This window comes from Pseudomonas sp. WS 5412 (assembly GCF_012985615.1).
GTDB lineage: Bacteria > Pseudomonadota > Gammaproteobacteria > Pseudomonadales > Pseudomonadaceae > Aquipseudomonas > Aquipseudomonas shahriarae.
Genome location: NZ_JAARMB010000023.1, coordinates 1 through 15402, shown reverse-complemented (window position 1 = coordinate 15402; position 15402 = coordinate 1). Strand labels below are relative to the sequence as shown.

11 protein-coding genes are annotated in these 15402 nt (G+C 59.1%); 2 read left to right on the top strand and 9 right to left on the bottom strand.

From position 1 onward, the window contains the following. Positions 1–18 precede the first annotated feature (18 nt). The 9 genes from HBR94_RS23945 to uvrD all read right to left on the bottom strand — a co-directional run bounded on the left by HBR94_RS23945 (position 19) and on the right by uvrD (position 11418). Positions 19–426 carry an SMI1/KNR4 family protein gene (locus HBR94_RS23945; protein WP_029290059.1) on the bottom strand — a complete coding sequence of 136 codons (408 nt, stop codon included), beginning with the start codon at positions 424–426 and terminating at the stop codon, positions 19–21. Between the two features lie 99 nt (positions 427–525). After that, positions 526–2025 (bottom strand): surface lipoprotein assembly modifier, encoded by a 1500-nt coding sequence (locus HBR94_RS23940; protein ID WP_057440572.1) that lies wholly within the window; start codon positions 2023–2025, stop codon positions 526–528. A gap of 93 nt (positions 2026–2118) precedes the next feature. After that, positions 2119–2880 carry a Slam-dependent surface lipoprotein gene (locus tag HBR94_RS23935; protein ID WP_233093208.1) on the bottom strand — a complete coding sequence of 254 codons (762 nt, stop codon included), beginning with the start codon at positions 2878–2880 and terminating at the stop codon, positions 2119–2121. A 129-nt stretch (positions 2881–3009) separates the two neighbouring features. Then, complete coding sequence (locus tag HBR94_RS28805; protein ID WP_258571537.1) at positions 3010–3132, bottom strand: hypothetical protein; 123 nt, start codon at positions 3130–3132, stop codon at positions 3010–3012. 43 nt (positions 3133–3175) lie between these two features. Further along, positions 3176–6292, bottom strand: coding sequence for a TonB-dependent receptor (locus HBR94_RS23930; RefSeq protein WP_120734369.1), 3117 nt, complete (start codon positions 6290–6292; stop codon positions 3176–3178). A gap of 135 nt (positions 6293–6427) precedes the next feature. After that, entirely contained in the window at positions 6428–7408 is a 981-nt protein-coding gene (locus HBR94_RS23925) for a FecR domain-containing protein (protein ID WP_273867357.1), read from the bottom strand. A gap of 43 nt (positions 7409–7451) precedes the next feature. Beyond that, on the bottom strand, positions 7452–7949 hold the full coding sequence (locus HBR94_RS23920) for an RNA polymerase sigma factor (RefSeq protein ID WP_057440570.1): 498 nt from the start codon (positions 7947–7949) through the stop codon (positions 7452–7454). Positions 7950–8134: 185 nt separating this feature from the next. After that, positions 8135–9010, bottom strand: coding sequence for a Tim44 domain-containing protein (locus HBR94_RS23915; protein WP_029290048.1), 876 nt, complete (start codon positions 9008–9010; stop codon positions 8135–8137). 224 nt (positions 9011–9234) lie between these two features. Next, on the bottom strand, positions 9235–11418 hold the full coding sequence (uvrD, locus tag HBR94_RS23910; protein ID WP_057961208.1) for a DNA helicase II: 2184 nt from the start codon (positions 11416–11418) through the stop codon (positions 9235–9237). 280 nt (positions 11419–11698) lie between these two features. Between uvrD and HBR94_RS23905 the strand changes: the two genes are divergently transcribed. Both HBR94_RS23905 and HBR94_RS23900 read left to right on the top strand, forming a co-directional pair. Next, positions 11699–14578 carry a GGDEF domain-containing phosphodiesterase gene (locus HBR94_RS23905; protein WP_170045660.1) on the top strand — a complete coding sequence of 960 codons (2880 nt, stop codon included), beginning with the start codon at positions 11699–11701 and terminating at the stop codon, positions 14576–14578. Between the two features lie 156 nt (positions 14579–14734). Beyond that, positions 14735–15402, top strand: a 668-nt coding sequence (locus HBR94_RS23900) for an SIS domain-containing protein (protein ID WP_154842326.1), incomplete at its 3' end; no start/stop codon positions are given.

The window sequence follows — 15402 nt, the reverse complement described above, 5'->3', positions numbered from 1 at the left end:
CTTGTCACTGGTTTTGGCTCAGCTTTCCAGCCACACGTCCCGCGCCCAGTGCCACACCGATTCCCATGACTCTTCGGTTACCAGTTCTTCTTCGCCGGACCACAAGACCACCGTGCCGTCTTCTTCGACGCAGTAGTAGTCGTCGCCATCCTGGCAAATCGGGATCAGTTCGCGAGGCACGCCGATATCCCAGGCATTGGCGGCGACTTCCGGCAGGTAAGTGTGGGACTGGGGGTCGGTGATGGTCACCGGTTCCAGGCTGCCATACACCACATCGCTGACGGTCAGTAGGAATTCCTTGAACACAAACGGGATGTTGATAAACAGCTGTTCTTCGACTTCCACCAACTGGTCTTCGTCGGGCAGTTCCAGAGGAACCGGTACCGGTTCGTTGGCTTCACGCAATTGTTCGATAACTTCTTCCACGGCCGGGATCCTCATGCTAAATGGCGCGGTTTATAGGGGCGTTTTATACAGTAGCTCGCTATAAGTGCAACCGCGAAATAGAAAACCCGGGGTTATTGGTTAAAACTGCTTTTCCAGCTTTAGGCTGATGCTGTTTTTATCGTAGGAATAAAGCCAGTCGACATTGCTGACGACCTTGTTGTACTTGACCGTCAGACTGGGCACCACATCCATCACCGCCAGGCGTGGGGCGCGCAGGATAAAGGTGTAGCCCTGTTCATCGTCGTTGCGTCGCTCATCGACAATGGCGCTGTAGGCATCGTATTGGCGCTGGCGGTATGAGGCGAACAGCACAGCGCTGACGCCCACCTCGAAATCCTTGGCGACGCCCAGTCGCACACCTTTTTGCAGGTAAGCCTGGGTGCTGTCCCGGGCGTTGCGCTGGCTCAGGTCCACGCCGCCGAACAACGTCCAGCGCTGGGGCAGGGCCTGCCACAGAGTGGCGTAGAAAGAACTGATGCCGCCGTCGAGGTTGCTATTGATTTCGTGTTTGTAGGCCATGTCCTTGTATTCGCCTTCCAGCTTGAACATCCGCGTGGCTGACAGCGTGTGAATCCATTCGCCGCGCAGCCCCCAGGCGCTGTACATGGCGTTGTCGGCGATGGTGTTGAATTCATAGGATGGCCCGAGGGCGTACTGGTTTTTCGCATCGTGATAGCTGTAGCCGGCGTTGTTGATAATTGTGCTTTCGTTGTACTTGCTCTCCTTTTCATACGCCTGGCCGTACAACAGCGAGCGCATGAACACCCCGTGATGGCCGCTAAGGGCGATGCGCTTGTTGAGCGTTGCCTCGTAATCGGTGCCGTGGGCAGACACAGCCTTGGGCAGCGAGCGTTGGACCAGAATGGTTTCTTCGGCAGTGACATAGCGATACGTCACTGTGCTTTCGGGGGACTGGTTGAGATTTTTGCCCCAGGTCGGGCCGATGGCGAAGGAGCCTTGCCAGTCTTCACGGTGATCCAGGGCCTGCTTGAAACTGTCGACGGTCTTGCCCAGGCCCATGGCCTGCGCGTCGGAGGGGCTGAGGCCACTACTGATCTGCTGGAATACGGCGTTGGACTCGCCATCCTTGCGGTTTTCGAACAGCACCCGCGCCAGCTCCAGGCGGCCCGGCAGGAAGTCGGACTGTATCGCCAGCAATTCGTGGTAATAATCTTCGGCTTGCTCCAGGTCGCCATCGGCGCGGGCCAGGCCACCCTTGGCATAGGCGGTGAGCATCGGGTCGTGGCCGGGCAGGGCGGTGTAGCGCTTGAGGTAGTCCCTGGCTTGGGACCAGTTATGGCGCGAGATCGACACATACACTGCACGGCCCAACTCATCCAGGGTGTTGCCCACGGTGTAGTCCTGACCGTCGATGTTCAAGAGTGGCGCGGCGACGTCGCTGGGCATTTCATCCTTGAGCAACTCGCGCTCTTGCTCATTGGCGCGGTACTCGATGGTCTGGTTTAGGCGCAGGCTGGTGTCCTGGTCGGCAGCAAATACCGTAGGGGTTATGGACAGCAGTAGGAAAAAGGGCAAAACGTGGAGCGTGAGGGATCGCTTGCAGTAGGGCTGGGGCATTACCGGGCTCTCGGGATCGCTTCAAAACGCCCAAAGCAAGTGCCTGGGGGCAGGCACTTGCTTAGGTGGTGCTACAACAGGTTCAACCGGCGATTACTTGGCGACACCACCGAAGGCGGTGTCGTAGTTGCGATCGGAGAACTTGGCGATACCGGCCAGCGACGCGGTGGAGCCTGCGCCGAAGAAGCTGCCTTGGGTGGTGCCGGTTGACAGGCTTGCGTTACTCACGGCGTCACGCGCTCGTGCAGTACCGGCGAAGCTGGCATCGGCAGTGTTGATGTTGGCCGACAACTGGACTTTCAGGGCGCTGTTGCTCAACGAGCCGGTCAGGGTTGGTGCCGCTGTACCGAAGGAAGCGGTCAGGTCGCCGGACAGTACGTTAGCGCCGGAGTAATTGTTAATGCCCTGTACCGCATAGGTCACGTTGGCAGTTGGCAGTACGCGGCCAGTGGTGTCGCCGGAGTAGTACACAACACGGGTTGGGTCATTGTTGGCGCCGGTTTGCGACCACTCGCCGTAGTACACCTGTTGGTTGGCGACTTGTTTGAAGTCAAAGTTGCCCAGTGTGGAGTGGGAAGCCGGCATCATCGCGGTAGTAATGGTGGATACACCATTTGCGTCGTTGGCAGCCATGCCTTTCAAGCCGCTGAAGGCAACTTTTGTACCGTTGTAAAACGCTTTTACGCCAATGGCAGGCTGACCCGCCGAGCCAGGGTGGTTCGTAGAGCCGGTGCCACTGGAACCGTCAACAACGATGGTGCCATCGTAACTTTGACCAGAAGAAGTGGCTGCTTGAGCAACGCCAGCCAGACCCAGAAGTGCCACTGCCAATACTGTGTGTTTGAAAGATTTCATTTCATCATCCATTGAGTGATTTAAATTAAGTCAACACGTCAAGCATTTGCCGATTGCTTCTTTAGCCTCCCATGTCACACCTCGCAAGTTGGAACGTAGTGATAAAATGATTTCAATAGAAACTTATGTTCATTTAACAACCCCGCCGAAAGCGGTGTCGTAATCACGATTCGTAAATTTGGCGATACCGGCCAGCGATGCATTGGTGCCGGCACCGAAGAAGCTCCCCTTGGTGATGTATACGTTGGACATTTAATTCAGGCGTTACTGTCTCTGGTTTGCTGAGCCTTGAAATTTAAAAAGTGGTAGTAAATGCAAGTTTTAATGTGCGGCCGGGTGCGGGCATGGCCGAACGCGTCATCGGGTCGATATAGTAGAGGTTGCTCAAGTTAGTGCCCGTCAGCTCGATGGAGGCATCATCGGTCAACTTGTAGTTTACATAAGCATCATAAGTGACGATTTTGTCCCATGACATGGGCGTGTTGATGTAGTAACTGACCATGGCGCTGTTTGGGTAATTGCTGTTGAACTTGCTCTCGTGCTGACGGTAATAAATCGCGCGGCCACCGATCTCTAGTTTACGGTCGAGGAAACGTGCACCCAATCCAAGGTTGGCTGACCACTCGGGCTGAGACATGCTCACCAAGTAACCGCCCACAAAGCCATCATCCACGCAGTCAGGGGTACTGCCATCGGTGCTGATGGATAGGGCTGAATCTTCATCACAGACTTTATTTTTCAGGACATGGGCGAGGCTGAAATCGGTGAAAAAGCGCCCGCTATCGTAGCGACCTTGAAACTCCACGCCGGAGGTCATCTGTTTTTCCAGGTTACTGAAGCGCAGTTGGGGGCTGCGTTCAATCACGTTCTTCGTGGTGTTGTTGTAATAGGTCAATTTGACGTCGGCGCTCTCACTACCACCCCACCCGGCAAGGTTATGAATGTAAGCGACTTCGTAGTTATAGGCGTGCTCCGGCTCAAGTCCCCAAGGGTTTGTAGACGACGAGAATCCTATGGTGCTTTCAAACATGCTTGGGTAGCGGATGGCTTCACTGTAGCGAAGATAAACTCGACCATTTTCCGAGGTGTAAAAGGTCACTGATAAATTTGGCACCCAGCCGCTGTCTTTCTGATGTTTGGCACTGATATCTTTTTGCTCGGTAATATAATTGTCGTCTGCCGTGCACTGAATAATATTTTCCCCAGCGTTCACACCATTAATACACGGATTGTTATCGCGTGAATAACGACCTTTTCCATCATGTGCCCAGTTAACAAGGTGTTTGGTATCTTGAATACGCTTCGTATCTCGTTTGATCCGTTCTACATCCTCTAAACGCTCTTCATCCGTCATACCGAAGCCATCCCAAAACTGGCTCTCGTACGCTATTTTTTCATCAATCAATACTTTCAATTCGTGGTCTGTCAGCGTTTTTTGAGTGACGTAAGACACTCGCCGACCGGTTGGTACGTCTTGCGTTATTGTCCCTGTCTTGTCTTGGTCGCCTTTGAGATAGTCATCAAATGCCCAATACGATGAATAACGCATCCCGGCGTTGAATCGGGCAAATGTGACGGGTCTCCAATCGAAGTTGAAGTTGTACTCTTTTTCCACCCGGCGTCCGGCGCGGGGATACATGCGCAATGTGTCGCCGATGATGGGGTCTTGATAGTTATCGTTCGAGCCCAGCTTTTCATGTTGGTAGCTGCCGCCGAGGGTCAGGTCGAGGCTGTCGAGCAGCTTGAGTTTGTTGCTTGCAGTCAAACCGACGCGGTCATGCTGGGCATTGGCTACGGCCGTGTTCCGGTACACTCGATCATCTTCGGTGGTCTGATTGGGTACACCGCCGCTGCTGTAAGTATCGCTGCGGGTATTGGTTGCCCAGAGGTTGGAATAGAAGTCCACCCATGGGTTGCCCTCAGGCTTGAGATTGTATTCCAGGTTGTAGGCTTTGCTTTGTACATGACTCAAGGGCCACTGCGGTACGCCGTAAGTGGCTGCGTCATAGAGGTCCTGGGGCCTGAAGAACGAGATGCGCGATGGCATGATTTCGCCATATAGCGCATCCGTATCGCGGTAGCCGAACTCCAGGGATTGGCCTTCATCGATCTTGAGTTTGGCCTTGCCCAGCCAGGACTCCATCTTGCTGGAAGTGTTGGGTACCTCATCGCCCGGCTTGTAGATATTTGCCAGGTTGGGGATGTAGTCAAATTGGCCGTTGATCTGTTTACCGGTGGAGTAAAAGTCGGTCTTGTTCTTGCCTGCGTAGTGGTTGCCCTTTTCCCGGAAGGCGTAGGCCGCCAACAGTTCGAATTTCTCCTGACGTGTGCCCAAGGCTAAACGATAGGCAGAATCATCGCTGGACAGGAGTTTGTTGTTACTGCTCGTGCGCGGATGTTTGTACAGCGAAGGATCGTAGTAAGAGTGGAGGGGAATGTGCTGATAGTCGGGACTGCGCGTCTGCCCGGTCAGCAGCGTCGGCAGCTTGGGCGACACCGAATTGTTGCTGCCTTCGATCTTGAGTTCGCCACCGAACGCCTGGTCTTCCTTGAGTATGTCGTCGACGTTCAGGGTGCTGGCTACCACTGCCCCCCCGACGCCGCTGTAGACGTTACGCTCCAGGTTCGGGCCCTTGAGCACCTTGATGCTGCCGATCAAGTTGGGGTCGATGTAATTACGGTTGTTGGCGCCCATGTAGCCGCGATAAGCGGTGATTGCCTGCTCGGTGCCGTCGATGGTCACCGGCACGCGGCCGGGGCCCTGGATGCCGCGGATGTTTGGGTCCAGTGCGCCGCTGTTGCGCGAGTCGCCGCTGTACACGTTGAGCATGCCCTTGAACATATCGGCGGGGGCCGCGCCTTTGTAGCGTTCGATCTGCTCCTTGCCGGCATACACCGAGGAGATGTCCTGGTCGTAGATATCGTTGTAGCCCTTCTCGTCCCGGGACTGCTTGCCTTCCATGCCCATGATGTACGTCGGATGCAGGTCGCCGGCCTGGATGCCCGCCGAGTTCGGCATCGATTGCACTTGGATGATCGGGCGTTCGGCAGAGCCGGTGAGGCTGTAGCTGACCCCTTGGTTGGCCAGCAGCGTTTGCAGTGCGGCATCCAGGGAGAGGCGACCCTTGACTGGGTTACCGTAGCTTTTGGTGAGGTCGTTACTGCCCAGGTAGAGCTCGACACCGGCTTGACGCGCCAACAGCACCAAGGCTTCGTCCAGCGCCAGGGTGGGTACGTTGAACGTGTATAGGTCAGTGGCCGGGGCGTGGTTTGCACTGGCGGCTGGTGCCGCCAGCACCGCGCTGATGGTCGCGGCATCGGCGACCAGCGCAATGACGGCCAACTGGATCCCCAGGCTCAGCCGGGTACGTTTTGTTCCCTGGCGTTTTTTGTTGTTCTCTTGCGTCTGCAAAACCGGCCTCACTAAAGTAAATAAGATTTATTCACATGTAGTAGAAACGGCCCAGCTGCAAAAACGCGATAGATCGTTATGATCTATGTATGTAGTTTTTTATCCGATTTAGAAACTTACGCTGCCTGAGGTTACTCAGTAGATCAGCGTCAGCCCTGGCAGGTCGACCATGCGCCCGTGGACTTGCGCCACCAGGTGTTCAAGCGCGTCGTCCAGGTTATCCAGGCGCATCACCGCGCTGACCCGGGCGTTGCGCAGCGCCTCGCCCTTGACCAGCACCAGCCCGGGTCGGTAACGGTTGATGCGGGCGGCGACATCGGCAAGGGACTCGCGCTGGAATACCAGCCGGCCTTCCTGCCAACTGGCCAGTTCCTCGGGGTTGGTGTTCAGCGGCACCAGGCCCGTTTTGGGGCTGAAGCGCAGGCTGTTACCCTGCTCCAGCAGCGCGGAGCCGGTGGCCTCATCGCGCCCGTGCGGGGTCAGGTTGACCTCGACCCGGTGTTGCAGCACACCCACCCAGCCTTCGCGATCCTTGCCCACACCGACCAGATAACGCGTGCCTCGCGCGGTGATATCGGCCCCGGGCGCTTGTACGGTGAAGGGCCGCCGCTCCTGTTCATTCATTGGCGCAGGGGTGAAGACCGCCTCGCCCTGGCTCAGGCGCACCCGCCGGGTCTGATCGTCGTAGACCAGGCTCAGGATACTGTGGCTACCCAATTCCACCTGGCTGCCATCGGCCAGGGTGATCTGGCGCACTTCGCCAAAACCGGTGTGATAGTCGCTGTTCAGGGCTTGTAGCCAGAAGGGTGGGGCCAGCAGCATCCAGCAGCCCAACACCAGTGCAGCCACGGCGCTGCCGCCGACCACCGGCATGCGCAACCAGGCAGACCGCGGCGGGCGCTGGGGTTTTACATAACCGGGGCGTTGCTTGAGCTGGGCGGTAGCCTGCCATGCACGATTGGCGCGCTCGGCGGCGGCGGCGTGCAACGGGTCGGCGGCCAGCCAGCGCTGAAAAGCCTCGAGTTCACGTGCCGAAAGCTGTCCTTGGCGATGGCGCATCACCCAGTCGGCAGCTTTGCGCTCTACCGGGTCGATAGTCTGTGGGGAGGCGTTCACGGTTCGGTCTATTTACCTTTTGGCTCTTTGTCGTACACAAGGCTCAGCCCTCTTGGCCCGGCTCAAGCGCCCGGCCAATCCTGGCCAGGGCCATGGCCATGTGTTTTTGTACAGAGCTTGTGGATATCCGTAAATAGCGCGCGGTCTCTTTGTGCGTCATGCCCTCCACCCGGCACAGCATGAACACATCGCGGGTACGCGGTGGCATGCGCTCCAGCAGGCTTTCCAGGTGCTCCAGTTCCAACGCGCCGAGGGCCTGTTCTTCAGGGCAACTGGTTTCGTCGACCAGGGTGGCGAAGAAGGCGCTGGGGTCGTTGTCGTAACGCTTTTCACCATAGCGGCGGTGATGGTCGATCATCAGGTTGTGCGCTACCCGAAACAGATAGGAGGGCGCGCACAGCACGCGCTCCAGGCTCTCCAACTGGGCGATGCGCAGGAAAGTGTCCTGCACCAGGTCCGAGGCCAGGCTTGGGGAGCACTTTTTGCGCAACAGATAACGATGCAACGCGGGTGCATGTTGAGTGAACAGTTTTTCCAGCACGGCGGCACTTTCCTATGCTCGGGCAGAACCGGGGAGGGCGAGTATAATGAGAGTCTTTCTCATTAATCCAGCAAAACCCCATGCCGACTTTTCCACAGGCAAAAAAACACCCCGGCTGTGCAGGCTTCTTAAAGCACTGCACAAGACCGGGGTGTTCGTTACAGCAGGCTGTAGGCCTTTGCGGATCAGCCGTTCTGGCGGATACCGGCTACCAGCCATGGCTGGTTTTCGCCCTGTGGACGTTCCATGTTCCAGCTTTCGCTGAACACTTCGCCCTGGTCGAAGCGCGAGGTCTTCGACACACCGCTGAAGGTCAGGGTGGCGATGGTCTTGTCGGCGCGGTCATCCACACCTTCCAGTTGTACGCGCAGGTCGTCGATATAGGTCGACTGGAAAGCGTCGCCCAACTCGGCACGTTCGCGCTTGAGGAACTCCAGCAGTTGCGGGGTCACGAACTCGGCGATCTTGTCCATTTCGTTGGCGTCCCAGTGTTGCTGCAGGGACTGGAAGTGGTTGCGGGCCGCTTCGACGAAACGCTCTTCGTTGAACCAGGCTGGCGCATTGATCACCGGACGGGCGGCAGCAGCCGGTGCCGCCGAGCCGCCGAAGATCGAACCCATGGCAGGCTTTTGCTCGAACACTTCACGCTGCATCGGCGCGCCGGCTGGAGCCAGGTGCTCCTGCTGCTTGCGGCGACGGGCGGCGATAAAGCGGAAGATCACAAAGGCGATGACGGCCATGATCAGGATGTCGAAGATCTGCATGCCCTGGAAGCCGCCGCCCATGAACATGGAAGCGAGCAGGCCACCGGCAGCGATACCGGCCAGAGGGCCCAACCAGCGCGAAGCACCGCCGGCCTTGGCAGCAGCGCCTGCGGCACCGGCTGCACCTGCGGTGGCAGCCGCTCCGCCCATGCCGCCAGCGGCTGGGGCCATTTGGCTGGTCTGGTGGCTCGGCGCTGCGCCGGAGCTTTTACCGCCACCGAAGCGTTTGGCGTTGGCGTCGAGGCTCATCGTCAGGCCGATGCACAACGCCATGGCGATGCTAAGAAAACGTTTCATAAAGGGAATTCCCATTTGTGGATTGCACGCGCGCCATGTTGCACAGGTGTAGAGGCAGTGGCTAGCGGCATAATGTTTCGGGCTTTTGCGTAAGACCTATTCGGAATGGTCTGTAGGACTAATTACAGATATTGGCCCGTACGTGTGAAAAACAAGGGCAAGGCGACCCATTACACCGAGGCAGAGCGTCCGGTCGTTCCCACGCAGAGCGTGGGAACGCTCAGTCAGACCGCTTCGAGCTTGGCGTAACCCATCATCAACCACTTGCTGCCTTCGGCGAAGTTCACCTGCACTCGGGCCTGGGCCCCGGCGCCTTCGAAGTTGAGGATCACCCCTTCGCCAAAGATCGCATGCCTGACCTGCTGGCCAAGGCTGAACGGGGTCTCGGGAATTTCCGAACCGGCAAACATGCTGCTGGAGTTCTGCTGCTGGCCGCCGCCAAACGGCCGGCTGACGCTATTGGACAAGCGCACTTCCTGAATCAGCCCTTTCGGCACTTCCCGTACGAAACGCGAGACCTTGTTGTAGGTTTCGCTGCCATACAGGCGCCGTGTCTCGGCGTAGGTCATCACCAGGTTCTGCATCGCCCGGGTAATACCCACGTAGGCCAGGCGGCGTTCTTCCTCAAGGCGGCCGGGCTCTTCCAGGCTCATCTTGTGCGGGAACAGGCCTTCTTCCATGCCCACCAGGAACACGTAGGGGAATTCCAGGCCCTTGGCACTGTGCAGGGTCATCAACTGCACGCTGTCTTCGTGCTCGTCGGCCTGGGTATCGCCCGCTTCCAGGGAGGCATGGCCGAGGAACGCCGCCAATGGCGACAGGTCGGCATCTTCCTCACTGTTCTCGAACGCGCGGGCGGCGCTGACCAGTTCCTCAAGGTTTTCTACCCGGGCCTGGCCTTTCTCGCCTTTTTCCGCTTCGTGATAAGCGATCAGGCCGGACTGTTCGATCACGGTCTGGGTCATCAGGTGCAGCGGCATTTCCAGGCACTTGGCGGCGAGGCTGTCGATCAACTCGACAAACCCACCCAAAGCCCCGGCAGCGCGGCCGGTCAGGCCTTTATTGGCGATCAGCAGGCGCATGGCCTCCCACATCGACACATCGCTGTGACGCGCATGCTCGCGGATCGCCTCGACGGTTTTCTCGCCGATGCCCCGTGCCGGTACGTTGATCACCCGCTCTAGCGCTGCATCGTTGCCGCGGCCTTCCAGCAAACGCAGGTAGGCCATGGCGTTCTTGATTTCCGCACGCTCGAAGAAGCGTTGGCCGCCATAGATGCGATACGGGATGCGCTCGCGCAGCAAGGCTTCTTCCAACACCCGCGATTGGGCGTTGGAACGGTACAAAATAGCGATATCGCTGCGGGCCAGCCCGGTTTTCAGGGCGCTTTCAATGGTTTCGACCACATAGCGCGCTTCGTCGTGCTCGTTGAAGGCGGCGTAGAGGTTGATCGCCTCGCCTTCGCCGCCATCGGTCCACAACTCCTTGCCCAGGCGCCCGGTGTTATTGGCGATCAAGGCGTTGGCGGCCTTGAGGATCCCGGCGGTGGAGCGATAGTTCTGCTCCAGGCGAATAGTCTCGGCGTCGGGGAAGTCGTCGGAGTACTGGTAGATGTTCTCGATTTTCGCGCCGCGCCAGCCGTAGATCGACTGGTCGTCGTCGCCCACCACCATCAGGCTGTCGCCGCCCTTGGCCAGCAGGCGCAACCAGGCGTACTGCACGGCGTTGGTGTCCTGGAACTCGTCCACCAGGATGTGCCGGAAGCGCTTCTGGTAGTGCGCGAGCAAACCGGGGTTGTCACGCCACAGGTCGAGGGCGCGCAGCAGCAGTTCGGAGAAGTCGATGACGCCGGCTCGCTGGCAGGCCACTTCATAGGCTTCATAAATGCTGCGCATGGTGGCCAGGAACAGGTCGCCACTGGCCTGGATATGTTGCGGGCGCAGGCCTTCGTCTTTCTGGCCGTTGATAAACCACTGGGCCTGGCGGACCGGCCAGCGTTGTTCATCCAGGCCCAACTCGCGGATTACCCGCTTGACCAGGCGTTGCTGGTCATCGCTGTCGAGAATCTGGAAGGTCTGGGCCAGGCCCGCCTCCTGCCAGTGGGCCCGCAACAGGCGGTGCGCCAGGCCGTGGAAGGTGCCGACCCACATCCCGGCCGGGCTAATGCCCATCAACTGCTCGATGCGGTGGCGCATCTCGGCAGCGGCCTTGTTGGTGAAGGTCACCGACAGGATCGAATGCGGGGACGCGTTCTCGACCTGGATCAACCAGGCGATACGGTGCACCAGCACGCGGGTTTTACCGGAGCCAGCACCGGCCAGGACCAACTGACGGCCAACGGGGGCTGCTACGGCCTGGCGTTGGGCATCGTTGAGGGAGTTCAGCAAAAGGGAGAGATCATCGCGCATCGGCGCATTCTAGGGTGCCGGGGGAAGGGGGGCAAATCCCATTGCCGGGTGGTCGCTACAAAAAAACCGCCGGCGCTGTTCAATCGGTAAATATTCCAGCCACGGTGATGACTGGTAAGTCATCGTCTGTAGCCCGCGCCCTGTCTTGTTCAGCCCCTCTGGGTCCATGGTTTGCGGGGGTTTATTCGCGGATTTTTATGATCCAGAGCAGTTTGGTCTGCCCGTCTGCTTGTGTATGCTCCGTCGACGTTTCGGGCTCACCATTATAAGAACACTGCCTATGACCCTCAGCACTGACTTGCCCGGCCCTTCTGTCGCGCCGGAGCAGGTTATCCGCAAGCACTACGCCATGGAGATGGCGGTCGAGCGCACGCGTCTGTTGTACCAGGGGTCGTTGCTGCCCACGTTATTGATGCTGATTAACGGTCTGGTCTGCGCCTGGTTGCTCTGGAGCCCGCAGCGTTATGTGCTGGTCGGCAGTTGGCTGGTGTGGTTGCTGGCCCTGGTGGCGATGCGCGTGATCCAGGTGGCGGCCTTCGACAGCGCCTTGCCCAGCCGACAGGCTCAGCCGGTCTGGCGGCGGATGTTCATGCTCGGTTCGGCGGCCAGTGGCCTGACCCTGGCGAGTGCGGCCATTGCCCTGGTGCCGTTGGATAGCTTCGTGCAGCAGGCCTGGGTCTTTGGCCTGATTGGCGCGGCCACTTTATCGGCCAGCGTGGCCTACGCCGTGAGTTTGCCGGCGTTTTTGTCGTTTGCCTTGCCCTGCCTGGTGCCCACCATCCTCTATCTATTCTGCAGCGGCGAACCGCAACTGCAGGGTTGGAGTTACCTGGGCCTGATCCTGCTGGCATCCCTGAGCCTGGTGGCATGGCAGGTCAACCGCCTGATCCAGCGCGGTTTGCTTAGGCGCTTCCAGAACCAGGCCCTGATCGAGCACTTGCAACAGGCGCGTCAGCGTAGCGAGCAGTTGAATCAGGACCTGGTGCGCGAGGTCGAGCAGCGCCGCCAGATCGAGCAGGAACTGCGCGAGGCCCAGGTCGGCCTGCAACAGCGCGTCGAACAGCGCAGCCAGCAATTGGACGCCGCCAGCCTGGCCCTGAGCAAAAGCGAGGCGCGCCTGGCCATGGCGTTGCAGGCCAGTGAGCTGGGCTTGTGGGACTGGAACCTGCAAACCGATGAAGTCCACCACACCCAACTCAAGGAGTTGTTCGGCCTGGAGCCGGAATACGTCACGGCGATGCTGCGCGACCTCAAGCCACGCCTGCACCCGGACGACTTGCCGCTGCTCAAGTACGCGCTGGTGGAGCACTTGAAAGGGCGCAGCGAGGACTATCAGGTGGAGTACCGCGTACGCCATGGCGACGGGCGCTGGGTGTGGATCGAGGACCGTGGGCGCGCCGTAGAGCGCACGGCCAGCGGGCGCGTGACGCGCATGCTCGGTACCCGGCGCGATATCAGCGCCGGCAAGGCGGTGGAAGAGCAGTTACGGCTGGCGTCCACGGTGTTCGAGGCGGCCAGCGAAGGCATCGTGATCCTGGACCCGGAGTACGTGTTGATTGCGATCAACCAAGCCTTCAGCCGTGTCACCGGCTTTGATATCGACGACATGCTGGGGCGCAATGTCGTGGAGTTGCCGTGCAGCCGCGACGCTCGCCGGCACTTCCCGGTGATTCGCCAGGCCTTGTTGAACCATGGCAGTTGGCAGGGTGAACTGGTAGAAGCGCGCAAGAACGGCGAGCTGTACCCGCAATGGCTGCAATTGAGCGTGGTGCGCGATGTTCGGGGAAATGTCAGTCATATCGTGGGCTTCTTCGCCGATTTGTCCGCCCGTCGCGAGTCCGAGGAGCGCATGCGCTACCTCACCCATTACGACGAACTGACGGGTCTGGCCAACCGTTCGCTGTTCCGCGAGCGCCTTCGTGAGGCCCATCAACGGGTGCGTCAAGGCGGCCGCAGCCTGGCGTTGCTGCATATCAACCTGGACCGCTTCAAGCTGCTCAATGACAGCCTGGGCCACGAAATTGCCGACCAATTGCTGCAAAAAATGGCCCGGCGCCTGATCAATGCCTTGCCGGAAGCCGACACCATTGCGCGACTGTCTGGCGACGAATTCGCGGTGTTGTTCGACGCCTATGGCAGCCTGTCGAGCCTGGCGCGGGTGGCCACCCGACTCTTGGCCAAACTGCGGGTGCCGGTGGCGGTGGAGGGGCATGAGTTGGTGGTCAGCGCTTCAATCGGTGTCAGCCTGTTACCGGATAACGCGCGGGAAATTTCCGCATTGGTCAGCCAGTCAAACATGGCCATGCAACACGCCAAGCACCTGGGCGGCAATAACTTCCAGTTCTACACCGACAGCTTGCAGGCCAGCACCCTTGAGCGTTTGCAGCTGGAAAACCAGTTGCGCAAAGCCATTGATGAGCGCCAGTTGAAGGTGTTCTACCAACCCAAGCTGTGCCTGGCCACCGGCAAGATGAACGCCGCCGAGGCGCTGGTGCGCTGGGACCATCCGCAGTGGGGCAGCGTGCCGCCGGGTGATTTTATCGGGCTGGCGGAAGAGACCGGGTTGATCGTGCCATTGGGCGAGTTTGTATTGCGCCAGGCCTGCTGGCAGGCCTGTGAATGGCAGCGTCAGGGCCTGGCGCCGATCCGCGTGTCGGTCAACCTGTCGGTGCACCAGTTGCGCCAGGGCAAGTTGGTCAGCCTGGTACGCCAGGTGCTGGACGAAACCGGGTTGGCCCCGCAGTACCTGGAGTTGGAGCTGACTGAAAGTCAGTTGCTCGACAGTGTCGAGCACATCATCGCCACCTTCCAGCAACTGCGCGATCTGGGGGTGAAGCTGGCCATCGACGACTTTGGCACCGGCTATTCGTCCCTCAGTTATCTCAAGCGCATCCCGGTGGATTACGTGAAGATCGACCAGACCTTTATCCGCGGCCTGGGCCAGGGGCGTGAAGACTTGGCGATTACCCGGGCCATCATTGCCATGGCCCATGGGTTGTCGCTCAAGGTGGTGGCCGAAGGTGTGGAAGATCAGCAGCAGCTGGATTTCCTGCGCGCTGAAAACTGCGATGAGGTGCAGGGCTATTTGATCAGCCGGCCGATCGAGGCCGAAGGACTGGCGGATTTGTTACGGAAAAATGCAGATTTTCCTGACGGCTAGCCAGGCGCCATCGGGTGCTACATCGCACTTGCCCGCTGATTCAGGGGGCAGTAGGGCGATTTAGTGATGCATCGAGCGGGCAAATCAGCAATTCTTGTAGTATAACTACAAGCTTGCTACATCCCTGGCGTCTGCCAATAACAAGAGTCCTGCCCTTTGAACCTGTTGCAACATATCGCCCAGTCGCGCCACCTGTTACGCAAATCGGAACTCAAGGTTGCCGATCACGTGCTGCTTGACCCTGCGGCCGTGATGCACAGTTCCATGGCTGACCTTGCCCACAGTGTGGGGATCAGCGAGCCGACCATCGTGCGCTTCTGCCGCGCCATCGGTTGCTCGGGGTTCCAGGACTTGAAGCTGAAACTGGCCCAGAGCCTGGCGGCCGGTGCCAGCTTCGGGCAGTTCGCGATTCATGAAGACGACTCCGTCGCCGACTACAGCCTGAAAATTTTCGACACCACCCTGCACACCCTGATGGAAGTGCGGGAGAAGCTCGACCCGATCGAGCTGCAAAAAGCCGTGACTGCCATGTCCCAGGCCCAGCGCGTGGAGTTCTATGGCTTTGGCGCGTCGGGTGCGGTGGCGGCGGATGCCCAGCACAAGTTCTTCCGTCTGCTGCTGACGGCGGCGGCCTACAGTGACCCGCATATGCAGGCGATGTCGGCGGTGACGTTGAAACCCACCGATGTGGCGATCTGTATTTCCCAGTCGGGCCGTTCCAAGGACTTGCTGATCACCGCCAACCTGGTGCGTGAAAGCGGCGCCTCACTGATCACCTTGTGCCCGAGCCAGACGCCATTGGCGGAGCTGTCCACGGTCAACCT